This window comes from Salibacterium aidingense DSM 18341 (genome assembly GCF_000429685.1).
Taxonomy (GTDB): domain Bacteria; phylum Bacillota; class Bacilli; order Bacillales; family Marinococcaceae; genus Salibacterium; species Salibacterium aidingense.
Map to the genome: position 1 here is coordinate 34,976 of NZ_AUCI01000017.1, position 25,462 is coordinate 60,437.

General features: G+C 44.6%; 33 protein-coding genes and 1 pseudogene. 9 read left to right on the top strand and 25 right to left on the bottom strand.

The window, feature by feature from the left end; all coding sequences use genetic code 11:
• Window positions 1–43: 43 nt before the first annotated feature.
• A complete protein-coding gene (locus G475_RS0115805; protein WP_026702110.1) occupies window positions 44–1,099 on the bottom strand; it encodes a glycosyltransferase family 4 protein in 1,056 nt (351 codons plus the stop codon).
• Between the two features lie 418 nt (window positions 1,100–1,517).
• Here G475_RS0115805 and G475_RS0115810 point away from each other — a divergent pair, with 418 nt between their 5' ends.
• The 3 genes from G475_RS0115810 to G475_RS27315 all read left to right on the top strand — a co-directional run bounded on the left by G475_RS0115810 (window position 1,518) and on the right by G475_RS27315 (window position 3,821).
• Window positions 1,518–1,739, top strand: coding sequence for a hypothetical protein (locus tag G475_RS0115810; protein WP_026702111.1), 222 nt, complete (start codon window positions 1,518–1,520; stop codon window positions 1,737–1,739).
• 35 nt (window positions 1,740–1,774) lie between these two features.
• A complete protein-coding gene (locus G475_RS0115815) occupies window positions 1,775–3,217 on the top strand; it encodes a SpoIID/LytB domain-containing protein (RefSeq protein WP_026702112.1) in 1,443 nt (480 codons plus the stop codon).
• Window positions 3,218–3,647: 430 nt separating this feature from the next.
• The gene (locus tag G475_RS27315) at window positions 3,648–3,821 is read left to right on the top strand and encodes a hypothetical protein (protein WP_156911745.1); all 174 of its coding nucleotides are present in this window, start codon (window positions 3,648–3,650) and stop codon (window positions 3,819–3,821) included.
• A gap of 251 nt (window positions 3,822–4,072) precedes the next feature.
• On the opposite strand, the gene G475_RS25335 is transcribed toward G475_RS27315, so the two are convergent.
• From G475_RS25335 to G475_RS0115895, 14 genes are all read right to left on the bottom strand, one after another.
• Complete coding sequence (locus G475_RS25335; RefSeq protein WP_051302590.1) at window positions 4,073–4,480, bottom strand: rhodanese-like domain-containing protein; 408 nt, start codon at window positions 4,478–4,480, stop codon at window positions 4,073–4,075.
• Window positions 4,477–4,914 carry a MarR family winged helix-turn-helix transcriptional regulator gene (locus G475_RS0115835; protein WP_026702114.1) on the bottom strand — a complete coding sequence of 146 codons (438 nt, stop codon included), beginning with the start codon at window positions 4,912–4,914 and terminating at the stop codon, window positions 4,477–4,479. The genes G475_RS25335 and G475_RS0115835 overlap by 4 nt, the downstream gene beginning before the upstream one ends.
• A gap of 95 nt (window positions 4,915–5,009) precedes the next feature.
• Window positions 5,010–5,543: a methylated-DNA--[protein]-cysteine S-methyltransferase gene (locus G475_RS0115840; protein ID WP_026702115.1), complete on the bottom strand. Its 534-nt coding sequence runs from the start codon at window positions 5,541–5,543 to the stop codon at window positions 5,010–5,012.
• On the bottom strand, window positions 5,527–6,120 hold the full coding sequence (locus tag G475_RS0115845) for a bifunctional transcriptional activator/DNA repair enzyme AdaA (RefSeq protein WP_026702116.1): 594 nt from the start codon (window positions 6,118–6,120) through the stop codon (window positions 5,527–5,529). Before G475_RS0115845 ends, G475_RS0115840 begins: the two co-directional genes overlap by 17 nt.
• A 191-nt stretch (window positions 6,121–6,311) precedes the next feature.
• On the bottom strand, window positions 6,312–6,677 hold the full coding sequence (locus tag G475_RS0115850; protein ID WP_026702117.1) for a cupin domain-containing protein: 366 nt from the start codon (window positions 6,675–6,677) through the stop codon (window positions 6,312–6,314).
• A gap of 419 nt (window positions 6,678–7,096) precedes the next feature.
• Window positions 7,097–7,339 (bottom strand): hypothetical protein, encoded by a 243-nt coding sequence (locus tag G475_RS0115855; RefSeq protein WP_026702118.1) that lies wholly within the window; start codon window positions 7,337–7,339, stop codon window positions 7,097–7,099.
• 8 nt (window positions 7,340–7,347) lie between these two features.
• Entirely contained in the window at window positions 7,348–7,479 is a 132-nt protein-coding gene (locus G475_RS27915) for a hypothetical protein (RefSeq protein ID WP_267880109.1), read from the bottom strand.
• Between the two features lie 116 nt (window positions 7,480–7,595).
• On the bottom strand, window positions 7,596–7,778 hold the full coding sequence (locus G475_RS27785; protein ID WP_233275799.1) for a hypothetical protein: 183 nt from the start codon (window positions 7,776–7,778) through the stop codon (window positions 7,596–7,598).
• Window positions 7,699–8,007: a RidA family protein gene (locus tag G475_RS27790; protein WP_324603222.1), complete on the bottom strand. Its 309-nt coding sequence runs from the start codon at window positions 8,005–8,007 to the stop codon at window positions 7,699–7,701. Before G475_RS27790 ends, G475_RS27785 begins: the two co-directional genes overlap by 80 nt.
• Window positions 8,008–8,124: 117 nt before the next feature.
• A complete protein-coding gene (locus tag G475_RS0115870) occupies window positions 8,125–8,730 on the bottom strand; it encodes a bifunctional transcriptional activator/DNA repair enzyme AdaA (protein ID WP_026702119.1) in 606 nt (201 codons plus the stop codon).
• 16 nt (window positions 8,731–8,746) lie between these two features.
• Window positions 8,747–10,000: an APC family permease gene (locus G475_RS0115875; RefSeq protein WP_026702120.1), complete on the bottom strand. Its 1,254-nt coding sequence runs from the start codon at window positions 9,998–10,000 to the stop codon at window positions 8,747–8,749.
• Between the two features lie 325 nt (window positions 10,001–10,325).
• A complete protein-coding gene (locus G475_RS0115885) occupies window positions 10,326–11,594 on the bottom strand; it encodes a hypothetical protein (RefSeq protein ID WP_026702121.1) in 1,269 nt (422 codons plus the stop codon).
• Window positions 11,595–11,824: 230 nt separating this feature from the next.
• A complete protein-coding gene (locus G475_RS0115890; RefSeq protein WP_026702122.1) occupies window positions 11,825–12,259 on the bottom strand; it encodes a cell wall hydrolase in 435 nt (144 codons plus the stop codon).
• A 142-nt stretch (window positions 12,260–12,401) separates the two neighbouring features.
• Window positions 12,402–12,971: a hypothetical protein gene (locus G475_RS0115895; RefSeq protein ID WP_026702123.1), complete on the bottom strand. Its 570-nt coding sequence runs from the start codon at window positions 12,969–12,971 to the stop codon at window positions 12,402–12,404.
• A 67-nt stretch (window positions 12,972–13,038) separates the two neighbouring features.
• Here G475_RS0115895 and G475_RS0115900 point away from each other — a divergent pair, with 67 nt between their 5' ends.
• The 4 genes from G475_RS0115900 (at window position 13,039) to G475_RS0115915 (ending at window position 14,825) form a co-directional block, all read left to right on the top strand.
• Window positions 13,039–13,383, top strand: a complete 345-nt coding sequence (locus tag G475_RS0115900; protein WP_156911747.1) for a hypothetical protein — start codon at window positions 13,039–13,041, stop codon at window positions 13,381–13,383.
• Window positions 13,317–13,667 carry a hypothetical protein gene (locus tag G475_RS0115905; RefSeq protein WP_156911749.1) on the top strand — a complete coding sequence of 117 codons (351 nt, stop codon included), beginning with the start codon at window positions 13,317–13,319 and terminating at the stop codon, window positions 13,665–13,667. The genes G475_RS0115900 and G475_RS0115905 overlap by 67 nt, the downstream gene beginning before the upstream one ends.
• A 255-nt stretch (window positions 13,668–13,922) precedes the next feature.
• Complete coding sequence (locus tag G475_RS0115910) at window positions 13,923–14,432, top strand: YcxB family protein (RefSeq protein WP_026702126.1); 510 nt, start codon at window positions 13,923–13,925, stop codon at window positions 14,430–14,432.
• Between the two features lie 30 nt (window positions 14,433–14,462).
• The gene (locus tag G475_RS0115915) at window positions 14,463–14,825 is read left to right on the top strand and encodes a hypothetical protein (protein ID WP_026702127.1); all 363 of its coding nucleotides are present in this window, start codon (window positions 14,463–14,465) and stop codon (window positions 14,823–14,825) included.
• A 302-nt stretch (window positions 14,826–15,127) separates the two neighbouring features.
• Here G475_RS0115915 and G475_RS0115925 read toward each other — a convergent pair whose 3' ends face one another.
• The 8 genes from G475_RS0115925 to G475_RS0115960 are packed head-to-tail and all read right to left on the bottom strand — an operon-like array spanning window position 15,128 to window position 23,351.
• Entirely contained in the window at window positions 15,128–15,910 is a 783-nt protein-coding gene (locus G475_RS0115925) for an S-layer homology domain-containing protein (RefSeq protein ID WP_169728531.1), read from the bottom strand.
• A 26-nt stretch (window positions 15,911–15,936) separates the two neighbouring features.
• Window positions 15,937–17,235 carry a UDP-glucose dehydrogenase family protein gene (locus G475_RS0115930; protein WP_026702129.1) on the bottom strand — a complete coding sequence of 433 codons (1,299 nt, stop codon included), beginning with the start codon at window positions 17,233–17,235 and terminating at the stop codon, window positions 15,937–15,939.
• Complete coding sequence (gene murJ, locus G475_RS0115935) at window positions 17,232–18,767, bottom strand: murein biosynthesis integral membrane protein MurJ (protein WP_026702130.1); 1,536 nt, start codon at window positions 18,765–18,767, stop codon at window positions 17,232–17,234. Before murJ ends, G475_RS0115930 begins: the two co-directional genes overlap by 4 nt.
• A 28-nt stretch (window positions 18,768–18,795) precedes the next feature.
• Window positions 18,796–19,275: a PssE/Cps14G family polysaccharide biosynthesis glycosyltransferase gene (gene pssE / locus G475_RS0115940; protein WP_026702131.1), complete on the bottom strand. Its 480-nt coding sequence runs from the start codon at window positions 19,273–19,275 to the stop codon at window positions 18,796–18,798.
• Window positions 19,272–19,748, bottom strand: a complete 477-nt coding sequence (pssD, locus tag G475_RS0115945; protein WP_026702132.1) for a PssD/Cps14F family polysaccharide biosynthesis glycosyltransferase — start codon at window positions 19,746–19,748, stop codon at window positions 19,272–19,274. Before pssD ends, pssE begins: the two co-directional genes overlap by 4 nt.
• Window positions 19,745–20,854, bottom strand: a complete 1,110-nt coding sequence (locus G475_RS0115950; RefSeq protein WP_026702133.1) for a glycosyltransferase — start codon at window positions 20,852–20,854, stop codon at window positions 19,745–19,747. The genes pssD and G475_RS0115950 overlap by 4 nt, the downstream gene beginning before the upstream one ends.
• Window positions 20,855–20,857: 3 nt before the next feature.
• Entirely contained in the window at window positions 20,858–22,198 is a 1,341-nt protein-coding gene (locus G475_RS0115955; protein WP_233275798.1) for an O-antigen ligase family protein, read from the bottom strand.
• Window positions 22,199–22,217: 19 nt separating this feature from the next.
• Complete coding sequence (locus tag G475_RS0115960; protein ID WP_026702135.1) at window positions 22,218–23,351, bottom strand: polysaccharide pyruvyl transferase family protein; 1,134 nt, start codon at window positions 23,349–23,351, stop codon at window positions 22,218–22,220.
• A 270-nt stretch (window positions 23,352–23,621) separates the two neighbouring features.
• On the opposite strand from G475_RS0115960, the pseudogene G475_RS25345 reads away from it, so the two are divergent.
• Window positions 23,622–23,904 (top strand): annotated as a pseudogene (locus G475_RS25345) (MBL fold metallo-hydrolase); the annotation flags it as partial.
• A gap of 219 nt (window positions 23,905–24,123) precedes the next feature.
• On the opposite strand, the gene G475_RS0115970 reads toward G475_RS25345, so the two are convergent.
• Together G475_RS0115970 and G475_RS0115975 are read right to left on the bottom strand one after the other, a co-directional pair.
• Window positions 24,124–24,681 carry a TetR/AcrR family transcriptional regulator gene (locus tag G475_RS0115970; RefSeq protein WP_026702137.1) on the bottom strand — a complete coding sequence of 186 codons (558 nt, stop codon included), beginning with the start codon at window positions 24,679–24,681 and terminating at the stop codon, window positions 24,124–24,126.
• Window positions 24,682–24,807: 126 nt separating this feature from the next.
• Window positions 24,808–25,137, bottom strand: coding sequence for a hypothetical protein (locus G475_RS0115975; RefSeq protein WP_026702138.1), 330 nt, complete (start codon window positions 25,135–25,137; stop codon window positions 24,808–24,810).
• 92 nt (window positions 25,138–25,229) lie between these two features.
• Here G475_RS0115975 and G475_RS0115980 point away from each other — a divergent pair, with 92 nt between their 5' ends.
• On the top strand, window positions 25,230–25,460 hold the full coding sequence (locus tag G475_RS0115980) for a hypothetical protein (protein WP_026702139.1): 231 nt from the start codon (window positions 25,230–25,232) through the stop codon (window positions 25,458–25,460).
• Window positions 25,461–25,462: the final 2 nt, after the last annotated feature.

Here is a 25,462-nt window from a genome sequence, read left to right on the forward strand (position 1 = left end):
TTAAAAAAGCTCCCTGCTGGTGTGTCAGCAGGGAGCTGGGTTTTTACGGCCGTTTGGGCAGATTGAATTTGTTCATGAGACGCATCATCGGCCGGTACCGGTGGCTGACGAGTCCTACAAATTCTGCCATTAATTCGATGCCGATGAGAAGGAGCATCATGATCACAAGGGACACCCACAGCGTGGAGATGGTAAACATTACAGCAGACAGGCCGAAGAACAGGCTTAAAGCATAGATGATCATGACAGTCTGCTTGTGCGAATACCCGAGCCGCAGCAGGCAGTGGTGCAGGTGAGATTTATCCGGTGCGGACAGCGGCTGTTTGTTTACCACCCGGCGGATGATTGCAAAGAACGTATCGGAAATCGGCACAGCAAGTATAATAACTGGCACGACGAGGGAGAATATGGTTACATTTTTAAACCCGAGCAGGGAAATGACCCCGATCATAAAGCCGAGAAACAAAGCCCCGCTGTCTCCCATAAATATCTTGGCCGGATTGAAATTGTGAACAAGAAATCCAAGAGTCCCGCCAAGAAGCGCAATGCCGAGAGCGACGATGAAAATATCGCCCTGAATGATGGAAAGGACCGAAACGGTGGCAAGGACGATCGAGGAAACACCCGCGGCCAGACCGTCAAGGCCGTCAATCAGGTTAATCGCATTGGTAATACCAATGATCCAAATCAGGGTCAACGGAATGCTGAACCAGCCTAAATACAAGCGTCCGTCAAACGGAAGGTTTATGAATTCAATCTGCACGCCTCCGATAATGACAATGACGGCGGCAATAATCTGGCCAAACAGCTTCCACTTTGCGGACAATTCCGTCAGATCATCCAGAAATCCGGTGATTATAATGATGGTTCCAGCGGTTAATATATATGGCATATACGCGTTTTCCGGCTGCAGGATGAACAAACCAGCTAAAAAAGAAATATAAATGGATAATCCGCCCAGGCGCGCCATCGCTCCTTTATGCACTTTTCGGTGATTCGGCTGGTCTGTTGCTCCAATTTTAAACGCTAATTTCTTCACAAATGGAGTCAATATCAGCGACAGCAGAAAACAAGTTGTCAGCGCCAGTCCAGTGATCATTTTGAGCCTCCTCCATTACCGTTACCAATTCGTAGTTGTTTTATGTGTTTATTTATTAAAAAATTCCGGTCGGAATGATGTTTCTCTAATTCTAGTATAAACAGATGTAAAAAAACCGCATTCCACCGAATTATATCATAATTTGTACAAAACAGTACCACTTCATATAATTTTACTCATTTTTTTATGAGATTTGCTGTTATGAATCTGCCCTGTTGGTTAGACGTCGGTTTTTTCTTTAAGGTTTCATCTTTTTTAGGGCTTAAGAAATCTTTTCCGATGTAAAAAAAATTGGTATAATTTTCTCTAGTAAAAGTTTCAATTTATTATTACATATTTCCTGTGAAAATGCACTGAAAACTATTAACTTTCTACCATTTTCACAGATTCATGGAAACGAAGGAGGCTTCTTATACTTATGAAACGATACTTTTTAGCCGGCGCCGCGAGTTCGATTCTGGCCATTGGTGCTATCGTCACTACCCCGGCCATCGCAGCTTCAGAACCGGTGCTGGCCAGTGTGGACTGGGTGGTTTCCCAGATTGAACCGCTGGAAGAACGAATCGAAGCACTGGAAGACCGCATTGATGAATTGGAAAACGATGTCGAAGAACTTCAGGAAGCAGAGAACAATAACTAATCAATGAAACTTGTACATAGAAAGGATCCCTTAGTATGTATAAAAAAATGACAGCGGTTCTTCTTTCTGTTCCTCTTGCTGCCTTTGCCGCTGCCGGAGCCAGCGCGGAAGAACCGCAGGATTTCTACGACGAACCGATGACGATTAAACTGGTTCCGTCTTCTAATTTTAATGCAAACATTCACGGCTCCTATGAATTGGTCGATCTCGAAAACGGAGAGACGATCGCCATCGATGATGAGATTCAGTTCCGCCACGGAGAAGATGATGTCACCGTCAAGATATCCGATGATGACAGCGAAATGCATACTTCTGCGGATGGCTTTGCTCTTCAGGAAGACGGTATATCGAGCAATAACTATGTATCTATAAGCTCCGTGCTCCGGGCAGGAACTTCTTTCCAGACCACAGCGTACCGGGGATCTTTTGTGATTGAACCGGAAGAAGAGCGCAATCCGGGCGGTGCGGAAGATGCGGAAGAACAGAACCCGGAAAATGACGATGAGGAAGAAACCGTCGGACGGCTCCAGCTTTTTAATGTACTCGACATGGAAGATTATTTAAAAGGGGTCGTGCCTCATGAGATGTCGTCCTCCTGGCCGCTGGAAGCACTGAAGGCTCAGGCGGTGGCAGCACGAAATTACGCCAAAGTAAACATGGACTCCAACGAATTTTTATATGATACCACGACCCATCAGGTGTATCACGGCCGTTCCGGGGAAGGCAGCCGCAGCAATCAGGCGGTACGCGAAACGGAAGGGATTTATGCCGAGCATAACGGCAATCTGATTTATGCGTACTTTCACGCCAGTTCCGGCGGTCATACCGACGACAGCGAAAATGTCTGGTCGAACGAGGTGGCTTATATCCGCGGAGTGGACGACCCTTATGATACCCACAACGCGAACCCGAATAATGAATGGACCGAAGAAATTGATCGGGATGCCGTAAGTGATGCGGTATTTCCGGACAGTGACTGGGAGCTGTCCAATTTGGAAGTCTTGGAAAAAAGTGAAGCCGGCCGTGTTCAGCAGCTGCGGGCTACCGGGGTAAATGAGGACACCGGGGAAACCCAGGAGAAAATCATCCCCGACGGCTCGTCAGCGGACTCGATCCGCTGGGCGCTCGGCTCTACCCTGAAAAGTACGATGTTTGATCTTTCGAAAGAAGACAGCAGCAGCGTCACGGTGAAAACAGCGGATGGTTCGGAAGAAAGCTATGATTCGGCAATGGGAATGGACATGCGTCAGGCCGACGGCTCCGATGAAGTCATCGCCTATGACAATCTCGCCGTGCGGACAACGTCAGGCGTCGAATACCTCTCCACCGCCGCCACCGCGTATCAGTTTACCGGCAGCGGCTGGGGCCACGGTCTCGGCATGAGCCAGTGGGGCGCCTATGAGATGGCGCGCCAAGGTATGAACTACCGCGATATTCTTACCCATTATTACACCAACATTACTATCGTCGAACGATAGAATCCTAGAAGGAACCCTGGTGCTCGCGAGCACCGGGGTTTTTTAGGAAGGAAGGGTGTAAAATTCTGATATATAAATTAGGCATGAAATTACTGCTGCAATATCTGAATAAGGTTGCCGCATGTATCGTCGAAGACTGCTATTGTGACTCTCCAATTCATAATAAAGTATAGGCGTTGCCTGTAAAACATGAGCAACTCCGTGGTTGCATAATAAGCAGGCTGAACGATTATAGAAAAAAAGGGATTAAAAACTTTTAAATTTTTTCTTCATTTGGTTGATAAAGGAGGGAATGTTTCCACTTTTATAAGTGTGACTTATTAATAAAGGAAGGCGGACACGGGCCCTTCAAAGAATGTTTTAAATGGAATGGTGAGAAGTCAGCATCCCCCTCCCGTGTAAACTCGACGATTTCCATGAAGGCATTGAAGTGACGCCGGATTCCTATGAAAAAAGCGCCCCTGCCGGAGGGATAATCAACAGCGTTATTTACCGTTTTGATGAGGAAGATTTCCCTTCCCAGCCGGTCGAGATACATATCGATGAACCTTTACAGGAGCGGCTGGACCTGGCGTCAGGGAATATTATAATCACCGGACCATAAAGTATCCCGTTAGTAATTATAAACAGAAGTTTTCTCCTTACCATCTAGCATTTTCTCATTACGGCAGCTCGTTTCTCCTTGTCCCAGCCGATTTACTCATCAACTCAGCTTGTTTTCTCCTTGTCTCGGCTGATTTTCTTATCGTCCCAGCCGCATAACCTATTCCCCCGAGATACTTCCCCTGGATAGATGGCAGGAAGAGTAATTGTAAATTTTTCAGCCAATGAAACATGACAATTCTCGATAGGTTCCTAGCATTCACAGTCCACACCGCTGCTCCCGTCGGAAAATGAGGCTGTTTCTGATAATGCTGACGTTGGGAAGTCGAGGGTTTTCCAGGCGGCCATTCCTCCATAAAGTTCCTTTGCATCATATCCATTTTCAAGCAGCAGGACAGCAGCTTTGGAAGCAAGGGTACACCAAGTGTCCCAACAATACACGACAATGGTTTTCTCCTTGGGAAGTTCCGGCATTCTATCTTGTAATTCGTCTAAAGGAATAACCAGCGCCCCTTCTGCTATCTCGTTTCTGACTGGAGCCGGCCCTACTCTGACATCCACCAGCACATAATTCTCTGGGTTTTCATTTTTAGCCGTACGGTATTCCATCGGACTCATATTTGCTTCTAGCCTTGCTTTAAAATAATCAAGTCGATTCATTCATTTTCTCCCTTCGGAATGGCTGCCCAGACTTTTAATAAAATGGACTTTAACTCTCTCTGTTCCTTCTCTGTCAGACTTGAAAGGACATCCAATTCGGTTTTTTCAAGCCAGCTGCGTCCAACTTTTAATTTTTCCCGTCCCTGTTCTGTTGGAGTTAATCCAAAGGATCTCCTGTCCCTTGGATTCCTCGACCGTTGAACACATAGAATACTTTCCAGATAATCAATTTGAGCCACCATGGTGGTTCGATCAATGTGCAGCGCTTCTCCTACTTGTTTTTGGGAGGAATGAGGATATTCCTCAAGGTACTGAAGAATCCCAAATTGTCTGGCATTCAGTTTTAAAGGTGCTAGTTTCTCCATAAAGCGTACTTCCATTTCTTCTTCTGCTTTTGCAAGTAAAAAACCATAGGATTCTTGAAGGAACAACATAGACACCAACTTTTAATCAGTTATTTATATAATCAGTTTAACTGAGTATATTCGAAAGTCAATAAATTCCTCTACAGCCTAATAAAAAAGACGCACTATTCCACTAGCGCGCCTTTGCCCTCTTCCAATTGCAGTAATTTTGTTTTCATTTCGAGTCCTCCTCGATATCCTGTTAACCCGCCGTTTTTGCCAATGACACGATGACAAGGGATCGCGATAAGAACAGGGTTGGCACCTATTGCTTTACTAACAGCACGAGTCGCCTCCGGCTTTTGTATATGCTTGGCCACCTCTGAATAAGACATCGTTTGGCCATATGGAATACTGCTTAATACATGCCAGACGGACCGTTGAAACGTTGTCCCGTGAAGATCAATCGCGAGCTCGAAGCTTGTACGTTGTTTTTCTAAATACTGTTTGAATTGGGAAACATAAGGCTTTAATTGGAGATCGTCCTGAAGTAAATCATAGTCAGGAAATTGGCGCTCCGCCCATCTTTCTAATGCATCCAATGATTGATTAGGAGATCCCACATAACACAATCCATTACACGTAGCCCCCATATACATTTGCCAGGAGTGATGAGAGAACATGGTCCAATAAACAATTTGTTTATGACGTTGGCTCATGCTGGTTCCTCCCCCTGGTAGATTTTCTTTGGCGGTATTCGGTAGGTGTCAGCCCGGTTTTTTGGTGAAATAATGTTGCAAAATAAGAAGCATTGGGAATGCCTGCCAAATTAGCAATCTCCCTCACTGTTTTGGCGTTAGAAGAAAGCAGGTTCATGGCTTCAGAAATTCTAATCTGCTGTGTATAGTCGGAAACCGTCACTCCCTTGATTCGTTTAAAGGTTCGGTGCAGATGATAAGGGCTGCCATGGAAAAGCTCTGCCATCTTTTCAAGGGTCAGGGATTCCCTATAGTGCGTATCAATCCAAGTCGCGATCTGCTCAATCCATTCTTCATCTGGAAGTTGAAGATTATCCGGCCTGCAGCGTTTACAGGGACGATATTGTTCCAAGAGGGCGTCCTGGGCATTTTTTAAAATTCGTACGTTCTTCTTGTTCGGGACCCTTGATTTACACGAAGGCCTGCAAAATATACCTGTGGTTTCTACAGCGTAATAAAAAATACCATCAAAAGCAGGATCATTTTCGATAATCGCCTGCCAGATTTCATCATTGATCTCCCTCTTTTCTAATGCCATGAGATCACCTCCCTGGGCATAGTATACGGCGGATCTCTGTATTTTGTAAGAGTTTGGGAATAGGAGAGCAAGAATACAAAAGAGGGCAGTGCCCCCATATGAAAAAATAGGCAAGAACACTATCCGCAATCTTCGTATATTTGGGGGGAGTTCAGCTTTTTCCAAACTAAAAAATTCTCTTCTTGCAAGGGTTAAATCCACACATCATTTTCCGCAGTTTGCTCCGTTTTTTCCTGGCCGGTATTAATCACACCTTTAGGTTCTACAAGCAACATTTTGCATTCTGCTTCTGCATAGGGTTTATGTTCAACATTCTGGGGAATAACAAACATTTCGCCTTCCTGTAAAATCACTTCTCCCTCACGAAATTCAATGATTAAATGACCTTCTATGACAATAAAGACTTCATCTGTATCTTCATGCTTATGCCAAACAAAATCCCCCTGTACTTTGACCAATTTAAATTGATAATCATTCATTTCAGCAATTACTTTGGGAGACCATTGATCTTGAAACTTAGATAATTTCTCCTGTAAATTAATCGGTAAATTCTTCACTCCCTCTTCCCTTCTTCCTTATATAAATGTAATCACAGTATAACAAACATAAAACATCGGCATCGTGAAAAATGTAAAAATTTTTCCTTTATTCCAAAAATAAGCAGATAGGACAACTAACAGTACTGTAAGATTTCCCATCCCAGGCAGTCGAGGTTTATATCGAAGTGGGACGGCTGAATCTCTCATTAGGAGCGTGACGACCACTAAAGAATGACAGATCCATTTTTTCGGCTGATAAACAAGAGTTTTTCATTGTCTCAGAGCATTTTCTCATTACGCCAGCCCGTTTCTCCTTGGCTCAGCCAATTTACTTATCAACTCAGCTTGTTTTCTCCTCATCCCGGCTTTTTTACTTGTTGTCCCAGCTTCATTCCTTATTGCCCCGCCAATTTTTCTGCTTGAGGCTCAAAATAAGACTAGTCTCTCTGAATGTTTCGGAGAATTTCTCTTGCTTTGTGTTCCTCTTCTGTTTTCACAGAAAGCTTGGTGACGTTTCTCGTGGAATAGGAAACATCTCCCGTTCCACCAATATCTTTGCCGCACCAAATGCCTGCTTCCTGCAATGCCTGTTCCACCCGAAACGCTTCGCCTGGATAGATGGTATGAAGAATCACCACCGTCTTTTTTCCGGTGAGAAAATTTTTCAGCCAATGAAACATAATTCTAATTATTGCTTCTCCTTTATTTGTTTTAATAATTCAATCATTTTTTCGTTTTGTTCGTTGGCTTTCCTCAGTTTCAGCTCTATAGAAATAGTAGTAACGATGATGGCTAATAGTCCGGCAAATAGAAAAAACACTTAATTTTCTTCCCCCCAGCTTCTTTTTAATCGATTTTATAATTTTAATCATTTGTTCCGTTCTTGCAGCTGCCTTTCTCTTAATTAGGGCGTTTAAGGAGGAAATGAGCTTTCCCTCAGTCTTCGATTGCTGCTACAGCCTCGATTTCCACTAATTGATTGGAATACCCTAATACTGTAACTCCAGATAAGGTGCTTGGCACATCGTGTTCACCAAATTTATTTCTGATGGTATCCCACGCTGTTACCAGATCTGAACGATCGTGAGACGCAAAAAAGAACCCTTGTGTAGACAACATTATCCAATAAAGCACCACACTCTTTCAGTGCTTCTTTCAAATTCACGACACAGGTTTCAGCTTGAAGCTCGTAATCATTAGGATGAAGTATTTTTCCCTCTTTATTAAGAGGACAGGCGCCTGCCAGGTATAGTACATTCATTCCCGATGGTACTCGACTGGCATAGGCGTAATCCGTTGGAGCTAACGCTGCTGAATGAATTAGTGATATTTTATTGTTCATTATCATTCTCCCTTCCTGTATTCTTCCATAAAAATTATTAGCAGATATTTACTAAAAAAACATATAGTTCTATCTAAATGTTATCTCATTATTATGTGCTAATGACATGCATCATCAAAGACGTCATTCCCCTCCTCGATTTCCTTGGTTTACGGTATTTTCAGAATGATAAGTACGGAAGCGGCCCGGTGAAAGTCCTGTATTTCGTTTAAATGCATGATAAAAGCTAGAGATGCTTTGATAACCTGTTTGATAACCAATCTCCATACAATTAAGATCCGTCGTTAAAAGAAGTTCCTTCGCTTTCTTTACCCTGATTTTTTCTAAATAGATTCGGGGAGTATATCCTGTTCTTTCTTTGAAGATACGATTTAAATGAAAACGACTAACTCCTACCCTTGATGCCATTTCATGTAAAGACATGTTGTGAACATAATTATTTTTTATCAATCGCATAGTGTCTTCCAAAACAGATTCGAATGGATCATAAATTTTTATATTTAAATCCGGCCGGCATCTTTTGCATGGTCGATAGCCTGCCCTTTGAACTTCGTTTATATTTGAAAAAAAGGATACATTTTCACAATTCGGAACCTTAGACTTGCAAGAAGGCCGACAGAAGATTCCAGTTGTCTTCACTGCATAAAAGAATATCCGGTCATATGCTGAATCACATGTTACTGTTGCTTTCCACATGGTATCTTTGGAAAGGTTATTTGGATCCTTCATTAGATTTAACCTCCCTTTACAGGCCAAAAATCTTTTTATTCATCATCATATAAATGATATATATAGCCACAACAATTAACGGGACGAATATATAAAATTGAAAAAAGGGAATCACAAGCAAACATAAAATGAAAGAGATGGAAGACGCCCACCATGCCGATGTGTTCTTCCTAAATAATTTAACGCCTGCTGCCATTGAAAGAACATAAACCAGGATTCCAAGAGAAGTGGGTATAAACAAAATATCATCAAATGTCAGAGACAGAGTCTTCGTCATTAAAACACCTGCTGTTGAAAAACAGATAACAAACCACACCATTTGTCTTGGAACTTGAGTAGTTTCATGCAGCATTGAAAAAATTTTTGGAAAAGCACCATCCCTGCTTAGTGAATATCCTAATTGCGTTAGACTGGCTACAAAAGCGTTCACTGTCCCTGTACAAATAATCAGCGCTAAAACAGCCGTGACGACTTTGGCACCTATGCCTGCTGTATCTCCCATAATAACACCAATAGGAGACAGATTGCTTTCCTGACTGCCATACGTGGCCGTTCCTATAGTAACAAGACTTAACGCAAAAAATAAGAAACCAATGACAACGGCACTAATAACAGCTCCTTTGACAATATCTTTTTCAGGCCTTTTAAAGTGCTCTGCCAGACTACAAATCGCCTCCCAGCCAAAAAAAGACCAAAAGATAACCGTCATAGCACTGCCGACAGAAAACCATCCATTTGGGACAAAAGGAACAAAATTCGCCCATTGTATTATTGGAAACGCCATAAATACTACTATTATTAATAGAATCAGTAATAAAGAACTTAAAATCAACGCAACTTTACCACTGACATTTACGCCGTAATAATTGGAAACACCCGCAATGACCAAAATAAAGACAGCAATTAAAGTTGTTTCAACATGCGAAAATCCAAATGCCTGACTGATGTAAAAAGCACCGGTTAAGGACACAATTGTTTGACCAACTGCCGCTGTTACAAAGTAAAACCACCCAACGATATTACCAAGATGATATCCAAAAGATTGTCTAACAAAGGTTGCTGCTCCACCAGCATTAGGATATTGCCGTGCCAAACTAGTAAAGGAATAAGCAAGCGGAAAGCTAATTAAAATAACAATAAGCCAGGATACAATAGATGCTGGGCCCGCTATTGAGGCAGTTACCCCCGATAAAAAAAGAACACCTGACCCTAAAATAGCTGCAATGTATAATGCTATTCCTTGACACAACCCAATAGTTTTATTGTTCATGAGTGCCCCCCCTTTTTTTATAGCATTTAGTGTACCAGCAAGGGGTGGAAAACTCTTCTTTTTTTTTGCGCTTTAATTCGTTCAAATAAAGAAATCAAAAGGACAGAACCGTTTTTTCGGGTAATCATAAACAGAATTTTTCTCCTTATCACCGAACACTTTCTGATTACAACAACGCATTTTTCCTTATCTCAGCCGATTTACTCATCGACTCAGCTTGTTTTCTCCTCATCCCGCCTTATTTACTTATCGCCCCGGCCTGATTCCTTATTACTCCTCAAAAAATGTGAGTCCTGTCCTGCTTCGCGGTGACAATGAGGAGTCCCTACAAGTTATCCAATAAGAAGACCCTGCCGTTTGCGGCGTGTATACCGTGAGCACAGTCGATTTTTCCACATAATATATACTGGCCTGTCTCAAAATCATACACATATACCGGGGTTATTGTTACTTCCTGCTTCATTTTCTCGTAGGCTTCCCCTTTACTAATCGTAATTTTTTCAGGTCCTTCGTAATCCTTATACATGTCTAGAAAGAAATTATTATCGATATAATTTACGGTATGCAGGCTTTCTGCGTCGAGGATGACTTTCACCTTTCGCTCCAAAATCCGTTGGTCTGGTGTGGCAGGTTTCACCGTGGCAAGAATGTATCCCTGATCACGATGCAGGGTCTTGAGCACCCATGTTCCACTATCCTGTGGGAATTCCTGGCGCATCAGGGTAGTAACAGCATGAATGGCTCGTTTTTGCTCGTCAGCAGTAATTGGAAAAGTAGCAGGATGTGGTTCATGGAAGAAGGCCTGTTCAGCCGTTACTTCTTCCTGTAAATCAATGGAGCTGCCTTCAAAGGCTTCCTCTGCCGGTGTCTGCCATCCCAATAATTGGTTCACCTGTAAATAAGATCTTCTTTCCCCAAAAAACTCAAAAGGGATGGTGGATGGACCATCGTTCGTCACATAGACTTCCTCTATCCCATACACAGGGATGAGTTTCTCCTGCTCCGAGGAAGGAAACGCCATGAGCTTCACCTGCTGTTTAGCAAACGGTTCGACTTCCTCCCATTTTAACGAAAACGTTTCCTTCTGTACCTTATCCTCCGAGGGAAAGTGGCCGTCCATTGAAAATAAAGTAAGTTTTCCATTCTCATCAAAGTGGATTTCTATCGATCCGGAAGGAGAAACATTTATTCCGTCAATACATTCCTCGAACTGGTACTTGTGTTTTTCTTCTTTGCCAAGCTGGAACTGCTTTTTATATTCCAATCCTGTTTCTTTTTCCACCCAGTTGATAATGTCCTGCTTATCTGCATCTCCAAACCTGCTTCCATCCGCAAAGGACGTACCTCCTACAAAAATAACATTTTGAAATTGATGAGTATGTATGTTGATATCAACGACAGCCGTTCCCTCCGGGTTAAGTCCGTCTTCTTCCCGCTCCTTCACATGAGGTGGAAGCCATTCCATCCTTAATTCGTATATCGTTTCGTTAAAAGCATTGACCGACCGGCAGATTTGAAAGGTAAGTAGACTGTAATGATTTAAGCCAAGGCTCGTTTTCGCATACTCTATCAACTCTTCTATTCTTTTATCCACAAAACCACTCCTATACAATAAAGTTGAAAAATCAAGTTATAAAATACAGTTAAGTGATTGCAGCATGTTTGGAGAGGGGCTGTGAGGCTGGCTTTGAGCATAGAATGAAAGCATCCAGACGATGCAGCAGGCACTGTCGGATTACATACCGGATGCGTCCAAATTTAAGGAGCGCAAATCCCTGCTGAGGAAATGCGCTCTTCGCGTGTTTTCCTAGTTAAAATATAAACTCAATACACACTCGGACAGGTTCCAGCTTCTGGTTCATAATAACAATGATTTTTGTATTGACCAGCAAAAGGTTGGCCGAACCACGTGGAAGGACATGGGCCAGATGGATTGAAATACCAGAGAGAATATTTCGCCGGATGCTGCCTCCAATAATTCAACGTTTTTCTTGCTAATCTTTTCTCAACATTTCTCGCTCTTTGATAAAATAAACTACCTTTTTGGAGAGCTTCAAATGTATAATTTCCTCCTTGTACTTGATAAATGACTTCTGATATGGTCCTTACATCCGTGAAATCTAAACAGTCCGCTACACCACGATTAACCACTACATTTCCGACAAACGACATTCCCAGCTGTCCTTCTCCTACGGCTTCCGCTCTCATCAGCCTCGCCATTAAGTTAACGTCCGAATTTGTAAATTTTATTCTCGGCATTTTTTCACCCCCTACCTATTGTATGAAAAAAACCTATTTTGATTTCGATATTGATATTTTTATTATTTCTTGAGGAGATGGTTTTCAGCCTCGCTTGTGGAATTTATTATTACTACATGCTATTTCTTCTCGCTTGCAACATTTATTCATTCAAATAGGACGCGTCTGAGCTTGGATCATAAAACGCTTTATACCATTGCTGCTTTTCTTCCCCCAGCTCTTCTTCAAGTCTCGTTAAGCTTTCCCGTGCTTCCGCTGCCTGTTCTAATGCGGCTTCCTGACGATCACGCTTTTCCCCTGCACCTTCCGCTTCTTCCAAACGCTTATATTCTCTATGAATGGCATGTAGCATCTGACCCAAACGGGCTCCATTGCTCGTATTCATAAAAAAAGAACGATGCTGTTCCAGCTCTTTCATATAACGGCCGGCTTCCATATCATCTGCCGCCGCAGCCTCCTTCACTGTATCTTTATCCAACAAGGCGATTGTTTGACGTACTTTAATCAGATTGTCCGTTCCCACTGAAGCCTGCAGCGCCATTTTATCTTTATAAAAAGAATAACCAGCGGCCACGGAGAGAAAAAGGAAAACTAATACCGCCGCCATAAGTATTTTTCCTTTTTTATTCTCCACCATTTTTAGAAATAAAGGGACCGTTAAAATAAAGAAAATGACTGCAATAATCAGGGTGACCGTATCCTTCGCTGACATTATTTCCCTTCTTTCTTTTTTTGTTATATGCAACATTGGATTGTTTCTTGAAGGGTATCATTTTATCATGGAATATAAAGGAATTGAAGGAAAGAAAGGGAGAGAAGCAGTGAAAAACTTGATTGCTTTCATTGGGCTCGCGATCCTGTTGACCGGATGCAGCCCAGAGACAGAATCGCCAGACACGACAAGGGCAGATAAGATCTCCGAGCAGGAGGAAACGATTAATTCGTTACAGAATGAAATAGAACGAATGGAACAAAAGGTTACCGATTATGAAAAAACAGCAGAAAAGGTCGTCAATATTTTGAACGAAAAACAGCTTCAGCAGCTGGCAGAAGCTCAATGGAATTATCAGCTATCAATGAGCAGCCGCTCGAAGAATTTGAAAATGACCCCCGTATCGCTGTAGATGAAGACACCTTGGAAGTAAGACTAGTCGAAACCCAGCGCGAATATTCCCCGCTTCCGAATCAGGTGCACCGTCAGGGGAAACTGGAGAATTTCCATGAAGGCATTCAAGTAACCTCGGATTCCTTTGAAAAAAGCGCCCCTGCCGGAGGGACGATCAACAGCGTCATTTATCGTTTTAAAGAGGAAGATTGTCCTTCCCAGCCTGTTGAACTACATATCGATGAAACCTTACAACAGCGGCTGGACCTCTCCTCCGGAACCATTACGATCTCCGGTCCATAATCCGCCGGGTTCGTAATCATAAGCCGAAATTTTCTCCTTACCACCTGGCATTTACTCATTACAAACAGCCCGTTTCTCCTTATCTCAGCCATTTTTTTTATCGTCTAAGCTTGTTTTCTCCTTGTCCCAGCGAATTTACTCCTCGTCTTCGGGGATTTTATCCTCCCCCAGCAGTTTTGAAAGAAATTTAATGAAAGAAATGTTATTTTCTGTTAAAATATGAATCGTTTTAGAGGAGAAAGGAAGGAATACAGAATGGAGACTAATGAGTTTTCTATACAAGGGCGTTTCACTTTGGAAGATGTCGTCGCCCATCACATGTATCATAGAAGAAATTTCTTCAACACTAGTTTTCTATTTATGTTTGTCCTTTTGTTTCTCTTATTCTCAGACGGAATGGAGCAGGGCTTTGGGCTGTCTGTCTTGTCGGCCTTGCTTAGTGCCGGTGTAGTCAGGATCCTCGGTAAACATATCATCAAACGCAGCATCACCAAAAAACTTCAGAAAGAGTCGTTTACTGAAGAGGAGGTTACCTTCACCTTTTCCCCTGCAGGTGTGCAGCAACGGCAGGAGCACCATGACGATTTTGTTAAATGGAGACAGATGCGTCGTATTTATGAACAGCCGGAGCTTTTCCAACTATATCTTACGAACCAAAAAACAATGGTGCTCCCGAAGCATTTTTACCATTCCGAAGAAGATATCCGCCGCTTTAAACAGCTGCTCCGAGCACAAAAGGATATTCGATGTGTCTATCTAACCTAATATTCACCATGGGTGAGAGGGGGTATTGATATGAAGTCTGTGGAGAACCGACTCTTCAGTATACTACACACAGGGGCGTCCCTGGGTATATTATATTTTTTACTCTTTGAGGCCAGCGGTTTAACAAATGGCGACAAGTGGGTAGGTTCTCTACTTTTATTTATGTTTATTATCACTTCATTACTCGAATTGATTACTGGGGATACGGATAATGCTTTATTGGGCCCCGTCATGGCTGCCTTCCCTATTATTATTTTTTGCGTCGGTTCCTTTGTAGATCTCTCTGGTCCAACTAATGAACCTTATTTTTGGATTATTATGTTAACCCTCCTTTTCTACTTCCTGCTAGGCTTATGGACCATGGTGGCCAAAAAGAAATCGAATGATAACTAACGGCTTTGCCTGATGGCCAGGGGGATGCTGCTCAACGGAAAGCCTTGAAGCCGGGACCCCAGAAACCAGAAACCCCTATTCAAGGATAAAAATTAAAAACTCTTGAAGATCCGGCTTCGACAAAAAATTTTTTCCTTGAATGGCGGTGTTTACTCCTTACCACCTTCGTTTTTTTCATTACCTCAGCTTCGTTCTTCCTTGTCTCAGCACGGTTCTTCCTCGTCCCATCCATTTTACTCCTTATCCCGGCTGAATTGTCCCTTATTACAAAAAAACCGGCGGTGCCAGCCGCCGGAGAGACTCTATTCTTCTTTTTCGATAAAATAAGCGTCCATGGTACGTGACATAAACAGGGCAAACTGGGCACGGGTGGTGGTTTCGTTCGGACGGAAGGCGTCACCGGCTTCGGAGGTGATTTCCTGATCAGCGATGATGTTGATTTCTTCAAAGTTCGGGTAGTCTTCGCCGATGTCGGTGAAGCTGTGGGTGGTTTCGGCGTCCGGGAGCTCGTAGGCTTCGACGAGCAGGGCTGCCATCTGGGAGCGCTTCAGTCCTTCCCCGGCCATCATTTCGCCATTGTTCCCGGTCATAATGCCATGATATTCGAGGGCGGCGAGCTCCTCATAGGCATGATGGTCTGGGCTGACATCGTTCACCTGAATGTCGTAATCGTCCGGTGCTTCCAGGTCCAGCGCGGAGGTCAGCATTTTTGCGGTCTGAGCCCGGGTGATGGTGTCACCCGGTTCAAAATTGCCGCTTGGATAGCCGCTGATGACATCTTGATTCGATAAGTATTGTATTTCTTCAAAAGCAAAATAGTCGGCAGCAACGTCCGGATAAATTGGGTCTTCCGGGATGCTTGGTTCTCCGGCACCGAGGGCACGGATATCACTTTCGAGTTCCTCCATGCGCCCCTCGGTTTCGTTGACACTTTCTTCAGTCTCCGCCACCTGGTCCTCCGTCCAGTCGACGCTGGCTGCTTCTTCCGATTGATCAGCTTCGGCTCCGCTGCTTGAACAGCCGGCCAGTACCAGTGCTCCGAGAATACTTCCGCTAAGTACGACATACTTCCATTGCTTCCCCATTACGTCTCCATCTCCCTTCAAAAACATTATTTCCTTCCAATCCCGTGATAGATAATTCCTTCGGCTTTCAGGGCTTTGGCATCGAGGGCGTTTCTTCCATCGATAACGACCGGCCGGTTTAGCTGCTCTTTAAACTGGGTGGGCGTGAGTGCTTTGCATTCGGCCCATTCAGTCACTAAAAAGGCGGCATCGGCATCTTTCAGGGCGTCCAGAGCCGTCTCGGCATAGGATATATCGGCATTGATGATTTGTTTTGCATTCTCTGCCGCTACTGGATCAAACGCCTGAATTTTTGCCCCCTGTTCCTCTAGTTCCTGAATGATTTTCAGCGCCGGGGCTTCTCTGATGTCATCGGTGTTAGGTTTGAACGCCAGTCCCAGGATAGCGATTCTTAAGCCGCTGATATCACCGTCGAAAATCCGGACAAGGTGCTCAATCATCCGCCGGTTCTGCTGTTCGTTCACGTCATTGACCGCCTGCAGCAGTGACGGATGATACTCTTTTTCCTCCGCTAAATATTTCAGAGCCTTGACGTCTTTTGGAAAACAGGAACCGCCGTAGCCGATGCCGGCATTTAGGAATTTCGGTCCGATCCGGTGATCCAGGCCCATTCCTCTGGCTACGGCATTGACATCGGCTTCATAGATATCACATATATTTGCTATTTCATTGATGAACGAAATTTTTGTCGCTAAAAAAGCGTTGGAGGCGTATTTTATCATTTCCGAACTGCGCGGGTCGGTCACGACAATTTGTTCTGTAAGCGGGCGGTGCAGGTCGTTCAGCAGGGCGGCTGCCCGATCGGAGGCAGCTCCGATCACGACGCGGTCCGGGTGAAACGTATCTTTGACCGCAGAGCCTTCGCGCAGAAATTCCGGGACGGAACAAACATCAATAGCTGCGGCAGGCTGGCGTTTTTGAATAATACGCTCGACTGCTTCCGCTGTTCCTACCGGGACGGTTGATTTATTAACAATCACTTTATAAGAATCGTCCAGCGTCCCGCCGATTTCCTCGGCGACGCCATAAACATAGGACAAGTCGGCTGCCCCTGTTTCCGTTTCCGGCGTGCCGACCGCAATTAAAATAATGTCGGAGTGACGAACAGCCCCGCCAATATCAGTCGTAAATGAAAGCAGTCCTTCTTCTTTATTTTTTCGGACCAGCTCTTCCAGGCCCGGTTCATAAATTGGAATCTCATTACGGTTTAATCGCTCGACTTTTTCCGTCATATTGTCGACGCAGATCACCCGGTTGCCGAGTTCGGCAAAACAGGTACCGGATACGAGACCGACATACCCTGTCCCAATAACGGCTAAATTCATCTTCTTTTCACAACCTTCTCTTTCACATAATTCATCAAGTCATCTATTTCCCTGAACCGCAGCAGTCTCATGAACAATAAAAGCAGAACGGCTGCCGCGATTCCTCCAAGGATCAGTGTTATGTAAGGACCGCCTGCAGACAGCAGCTGCTTCACTCCGTAAAGCGAACCTCCCATCAGAGCAAGCAGTGCGGCAAGTTTCCCTAAATTTTCTCTCCATTTGACATCCGATACCTTATGCAATTTTAACACATATTGCGTACCGAAAAGGAGCAGACCAAAGTTGCATATCGACGCAACCGACGTGCCCCACGCTACGCCCTCGGCTCCGAATGGTTCGATCAATAACAGCGTAACACCAACATTTATGCCAAGAACCGACAGCAGACTGACCGCCACTGGATAAATCGAATGCTCATAAGCATAGAAAAACCGGGTCACATACAGATTTGCCGCATGAAAAAACATGCCGATCACGAGGATTTTCAATAACGGGGCCGTCATGGCGGTCGATTGATCCGTAAAGCTGCCATACTGGAAAATAACACGAATAATGTCTTCGGCAAAAAATACGACAAATACCGTTACCGGCAGAATCGCAATGCCCATCCAGCGCAGTCCTTTTCCATACAGACCGCTGATCCCTTCTTTTTCCCCGGCTGCCACCTTTCTGGACAGCATTGGGTAAACAACGGTCGTTACCGCCATCATTAATACACTCTGCGGCAACTGTACTATTTTTGACATATAATTTAAAGCCGAAATGTACCCTTCCTCCAGATAAGAGGCAAACACCCGGTGTATCAAAAAATAGAGCTGCAGGGTTGCCCCGCCGAGCAGAATCGGGACCGCCAGTTTAAATGTCCGCCAGGTTTCGGGACTCCGCTTGAACCGAAAACCAAAATGAAAGAATTTCTCCCGGCGGATTAAGTAAACGAGAAAGATACACATCAGCATGGCACTGATTACCGCTCCCCAGGCATGAGCATAGGCGCCGAGCCAGGGGAAAAAGAGAACGGCAATCGCAAGAAAAGATCCATTCAAGAGCAGGGTAGCGGTAGCAGCCCACGCAAATCGGTCATTGACATTCATAATGCCGGTGAGCCACATCGATATCATTAAAAAGAAAGTGGCCGGGGCCATCACCCGGAATAAATCCGCTGTCAGGCGGAAATTCTCTTCAGACAAGCCGGAAAAAAGCAGCCCGATGATCTGTTCTGAAAATAAGACGAGCCCCGCACTAAATACGATCAGTCCGACAGCAAGCCAGGCGAATACACGCTCCAGATATTCCCGCTGCCCGAGCGGTCCATCGATTTTCGTGTATACGGAAATAAAGGCGGTTGTAATGGCTCCTCCCACCACCACATAGAAAAAATTCGGGAGCGTATAGGCTGTGATGACACTATCGGCAGCATCATTTGTTCCAAATTGATAGCCGATCACAATTTCACGGAAAATCCCGAGAAAACGTGAAAGTAAATTGATAACTGCCACAGCGCCGATCGCCTGGATTAACCTTTTGCCCTTCATGTCATACACGTTCCTTTCGGAGGAGCGGTTATACGCGGTTGATATAATCCCTCAGCATGTCCAAAATCTGGTCTCTTCCGCTCACAAACGGGGCCGGCTCAAACGTTTCTGCCTGTTTTAACGCTTCGGACAGCTCCGCGGGGGTTTCGATGCCGATAATATGGCCGGTTGATTGAAACTGTTCGACAATTTCGGTCTGATGGTTATCATTATGCTCCCCGTATTCCTTCAGGCGCGGGACGGCAATAACAGGCTTCCCTTTTTTGACCCCGGTAATAATCGAACCGGTGCCGCCGTGCGACACAATCACTCTCGCCTCCTCAAACGTTTGCTCCATCTCCTCAAACGGAAGGAACGGTGTAATCGTCATATCGTCACTCGTAAAAGCAGTATGGCCGGACTGGACGATGACCTTCTCGGTGATCATCCCGTCCTCAAGCAGCCGCTGGGTTTCGTCGAGCAGCCGGGTAAAGGGAAGTTCATGGGTTCCAAGCACAATAAAAATCAATAGATCGACCCCCCGTGTACTGCTTTGGGATAGTGTGCCAGCATCGTTTCCCACTGAACGATGAAAAGATCTGCTATCGGATACACAAGTCTTCCTGATAACGTCGGGGACGAGGTTTTGGCGAAGCTTTCAATAAAGACGACTTTTTTGCGGAAAAGTTTCGCAATGTAGCACATCGGCACCGCGGTATGAACGCCTGTTGTCACGACAACATCGGGTCTTTGCTTGAAAAATATCCCCAGTGATTTCAAACAGTTAAAGGAAAACTTAAACAAATAGCTGACCGGATAATTACGGGCCCCATACATGAGAAAAGACATCGGGTGCTCGTTTTTCATCTCCTTTGTCACTTCTGTTTTTTCCGTTACGAGGTAATACTCATACTCCTCAAACAGCGGTTTCAGCTGCATCAATTGGGTTAAGTGCCCTCCCACAGAAGAAATAAACATTACTTTTTTTTGTTTTGGTTTCATGATTCTTCTATCCTTTGCTGTGCTTCATTGTATATGGCAAGAACGTGTTCCGTCACGTTTTCTGCATCATTGGCCTCTGCCTGCTCGTACCCTTTTTCTATCATGTGCTTGCGCTCCTGTTTATTTTCCAGAACATAAAGGATGTGTTCCGCCAGTGAAACAGGATGACCCGGCGGAGATAATACCCCGGCGCCTCCGCCGAGCACCTGGACCAGACCGCCTGTCTCTGTTCCGACAACCGGCGTGCCGCACGCCATCGCTTCCACCGCAACAAGTCCAAACCCTTCCAGGTGGGAAGGCAGGACAAAAACGTCGGCCGCACTCATCCATTCCGCGACGTCGGATTGGGATTTCGGCCCATGGAAAGTGACAGCTTCTGCGATATGAAGTTCATGGATACGTTCCTGTAAACGCTGCAGGTAATCTTCCTGTTTCGCCGGTCCTACCACATGAAGGCGTGCATTCGGCATCTCATTTTTCACCTTGGGAAAGGCTTCTACCAGATCAGCTATTCCTTTTTCTTCAATAATATTGCCAACAAACAGAATATGTTTTTCATAAGGGGAGAGTTTTAGTGTTTCCTGAATTTCAGCCTGCGGCCTGGGGTAAAACACACGCCGGTCCACCCCCATGCTGAACATCGAAACCTTCTCTTCCGGTACATGGTAATCGTCCAGAACCTGCTGCTTTAAATCCTGGCCGACAACAATGACGTGGGCGGCGTCCTGCAGAATTTGTTCCGTTTGTTTTTGAAAGAAGCGGCCCTTTTTTGCCATTTTGTTCAAATCCCCGCCGTGACACGTTACGATGTAAGGTGTTCCGAAGCGTTTGTAAAAGGCACGGGCCAGCATGCCGGAAGGGAAAGCATAGTGGGCATGAATGATGTCATAAGCACTCCCGGCGGAACGCAGGCGTCGAAACGAACTCCACAACCAGGAACTGTACTTCTTCACTACATTTTTTTTCCCTGTTTTGGGATTCGTGATGGCTGCCACCTCAACGTGATTGCCTTTTTTCATTAAGGCTTCGACCTGATTTTTGACGAAAATCCCAAAGGTCGGAGCATGGGCGGAAGGGTACATATTGCTGATAACGAGAATGCGCATGGTTTATTCCTCCGTCTTATCGTATTTATACCAATTAACCGCAATGCCGAGAAACAACCAGAAAAACAGTGCAATCTGGTGGTTTTCCCAGGCAGTGGACAGGGTCCCCATTAACAGCCAGGCCACGGTGAACGTAATGATAAACAATCCGAGCCAGCGATGCTTTAGAGCAGCGGATGACGCCAACTTAGCCATCGTTTTTAATATCGCCACAAAAATGAGTCCGAGCAGCAGCACCCCGATGACCCCATATTCGACAAGCACGTATAGCGCATTATTATCTACTGTGTTCATGGTACTCGGCAGGTCTTCATGCATGAACTGATGCATCTTAGAATCAAAGAAAAACGCGGCATTGCTGCCAAACATGCCGGGGCCTACTCCAAACACCGGACTGAACGTGAAAACAAGCAGTCCGCTTAACACAATCAAGTAGCGGTAGTTACTCGATAAATCCAACGTATTGGCATTGCGCTGGGCAAACCCTTCAAACAAAAGAAGCGCTGAACCATACCCTGCGATAAAGAGAACCAACAAGCCGACAGCGGCATATAGCATGATCCGGAAGGCTTTATTTTTTCTGAATATCAGGCCGACCAAGCCAAAACATCCAATCATCGCAAGAAAGGCCTGCCGGGAAAACGTAAGTCCCAGCCCTGCTAAAAGCACAAGCCCAATCAGACTGTAGATCAACAGATGTTTTCTGCCGAGCTGCGACCGGTAGACAAATAAATAAATCGCAAGCAGCAGGATGACAGCCATTAAGTATCCGCCCAGAGTGTTGCTGGAGTCCATAAAACCAAACGCTCGGACTTCTTCTCCTATGGAGACACTGCGTCTTTCTTCTACATCTCTTAGAGGGAGAGGGATTTTGAACAGAATTTCAAAAATCCCGGCTGCGGCCTGCACCACCCCAAGCCCCAGAATAATATGAAACAGCTGTTTCACCCATTTTTCCGGAATATCTATGGCAAGGAGAATAAAAAAGAGAATTAGAAATTGAAATAAAGCACGGACCCCGAATACCCCCTGGGCGAAAGGAACGTTATTCACAAATAAACTGAATAACACGAACACAAAAAATACGAACAGGCTTGTATTCAATGGGTTTTTCAACCGATGCAGCAGGCGCCTGCGCCCCAGCTCCGGATGAAAGATCACCACAGCGGCCATGACAAGCAAAAGTCCTTCACTTGCGTATCCCAAGAGTGTTGGTACAATGGGCAGCCAGTTTGACCAAATTCTTGTAAACAATAATTCAAAGGAGGTCCACACTACCAATAGAACGGTTGCCATTAACAGCAGATGATTGGTTCTCTCTACTGGCAGATATCGATTAAACATGTCTTTCACACCATTCATCCTAGTTTTGTCCTTTCTGTTGAAGCAGATTCATTCCTTCTGCCGCGTTTTCTTTCAGATCGTTCGAACGGGTGCTTATCTCTACCTGCAGCTCTTCCCATTCCGATTCCGCTTTCTCAAACGCCGGCACCAGCTGGGAAAGGTCATCCACAGCGACGGCATATTCCGGTTTATTTATTTCTTCCATGAAATCTCTTACTTTTTTATGATACGTAATCCCAAGAATCGGGGTTTCGGCGTTCACAGACAATATCAGCGAATGCAGCCTTGTCCCAATCACTAAATCCTGGGCAGCTGCAGTCTCTACAATCTGCTCCGGCCCCAGGTTCTCATCGAGATTCTCGATGTGCTGCTGATGATTCATTCGGGCGGCAATATCCTTGGTTACCTCTACATCCTCTGGATATTTCGTCGAGAAAAAGGTAATGGTCAGCTCTTTTCTCTCTATGAGGTCGTCTAAAGAACCGGCCATTCCATTCAGATAGGCTTCGTATTTCGCCGGGTCCGCCTGCGGCCAGTATTGACTGCTGAAATATGGCACCGCCGTCACACCAACTTTCCTGATGCGGCCGGACGGCTGGTGAGCTACTCCTGCCGGCACAGAAAATGCCGGATCATAGATCACATGAATGTCCTTGGAAATACCAATTTCCCGCAGAAGCCGGCGCGATTTTTCATCACGGACAGCGACAGAGGACGCCGCCTGGATCAGCCGTTTAATAAAAAATCTCCCCATCTTGGTCGTGATCGGCCCGGCCCCGACTCCATGAACCGCTACCCGGCAGCCGCTCGCTTTGGCCGTTAACCCAAGCACACTGTAGAGTGGCGCGTCGCGCTTGTACATATCCATCAAGAGTCCGCCGCCGCCGACGATCACCAAATCAAGCTGTTTCATGACTTTTCTGCTTTCCCGGACAGTCTTCAGCGCAGACTTAGCCGTATTCCCTTCTTTGTATAACAGCGGATGTGATGCCACTCCGTGTCTCGCTTTTGTATTGGAAGGGTCATTGCTGAAGACGATAATATTTTCTTTTTCTACGAAACCGGACGCCGTTAATTGATGAATCAAACCGGCAAGAATGGCTTCGTCTCCGTTGTTATTGTGTCCGTAATTGCCAATTATTCCAACCCTCATATGTATAAGTACCTAACCTTTTCTTATGTTATCGCAAGACAATGCTGCGTGCGGACAAAGAGCACGCAGCACATACATTTACCTTTCCCTATTATACACCGGAAGCAGGCTCAATCCTAGTTTCGATTTTTTTACAATGCTGTTCCGCCCCCAGGATTATTGTGGCCTGCAGTGGGGATTGCTGCCTTCCATTCATTATTGTAAAAAAGGGGCCTCATCCTTTAGCTTTGAAGATAAAGGAGCAGTACGCCAAATATAATGAATATAACAGAAACCGTTTGGAACGATCTTGTCAAAGAAATCGACGCCCGTCAGCCGGAAATTATTGTTGTCAATGGCGGCGATAATCAATTCCTGGAAGGCGGGTCTCTCGTCATGGGGAAAGATGACATCTATGAAGGATACAAAGCAGCTCCGGAGGCCCATATTGTTTCCGTCCATATGGAAGGTCAACCACTGGACGTTATCCAGAGATGAATTGAAAACTTTTATTCAAGAAAAAGGTCTCGATTCGCAGGTTTACGTGCCAGACAATGGGGAGTCCTATACTTTTAGGAATAAAATGGGACTGGGACAAAGCTGTCACAAAACAAAGTACTTCGCTTCCGCTTCAGAGCACAACCTCCCGCAGGATGTGGTGCCTTCTCCATTGCGCACAGATCGAGGGCCTTTAGGAGAAGACAAAGGGACAACGTATTAATAGGGATAGAAAGGAGCTGTACCATGTGATACAGCCCTTTTTTTCTTTATTCTTATGATCCAAGGCTCATTCCTACGATGTATGCTGGATAAGCAGCGTTTTTGCCATTGAAATGGAATATTCGGTTGCTTGCTCCGCCCCGATCAAGGTTGTCATGGACGTTGTTCCTTCAAGAAGCAAGGTGAGTTGGTTGGCTAAATCCCGTTCATTGCTTTTACCCTTCCGCTCAGCCAGCTGCTGAAAATATTGGAGCAGTTTGAGTTTATGGCCTCTTGCTATATTTTCAATTTCATTATCCGTTCCCGCATAATCTTCGATCGCTCTTAAAAACATGCAGCCTTTGTAGGATTGTTCTTTTAAAAAAAGACCATGAGCTTTAACAGCTAAAATGAAAGGGGAATCCGAATCCATTTCTATATATGAATCCAGATAAGACCAGTATCGTTCTTCCCGCTGTTTTAGTACTTCTTCAATCAAATTGTCTTTGGAAGAAAAGTGATTATAAAGAGTCATGGTGGCTACATCCGCTTCATTAATGATTTGTTTCAATCCGACGCCGCGAAATCCGTGCTCATAGAACAGCCTCTCCGCTGTTTGAAGTAATATATCTCTTTTTGCAGATCGACTCATATGCACCGCTTCTCCTTTAATTAGATAGAACAACCTATTTATTTTGAGAGTACCAATTTACTGCTTCATAGTCAAACGCTTTTCTAAAAGCGGAAAGAGGATTCAAAACAGAGCAGCCGGCTTCCTTTACTTACACATTTTTTGTAAGTACTCCCTGATTTCGTTTTCTACTACTTGATCGTTATATAAATTAGCATAGATAACAGATTCAAATACTAAACCGTGGATGAATACAATTAACGAATTCGCGCTGTTTTTCATATTAAAATTGTCTAAATACCCATTGTGATGAAGCATATTTAATATATTCTTCGCAAAATTAAGGTTTACTTCTCGGAATTCTTTCTTAGTCTCTTGATATTCCGGGTGCATCGTTGCCATGATAGAAAATTTCACCCATATATCATTTTCGATTCTTTCTTCCTCGGAATTTACCTGCACAATTTGTTTTATCATGCGAACGGCATGTATTTTTCGGAGCTGAAATTAACAAATTCTTTTACACATTATATAATAAACTTCGCAAGAAGGGTAGAGCGCCCAGGGGGATGAATCCGAGAGTAAAAAGAGCCTTCGAGTGTTTTGGAGCAACCTGGGTATGTTTTTCCTCTTCTATTTTGTTCAGCAGCCAGGTCGGCGCCGGTACAATGACGACGCTTGGTGCTTCCGAAAGACAAGTATTCATTTGGACGAACCTTGGAGTAAGCACACTTGCTGTCATTATGGCCGTTTTATCTGTAGCATCGGAAAAATTAGTTTCTTCTATAGTGAATTTATAAAA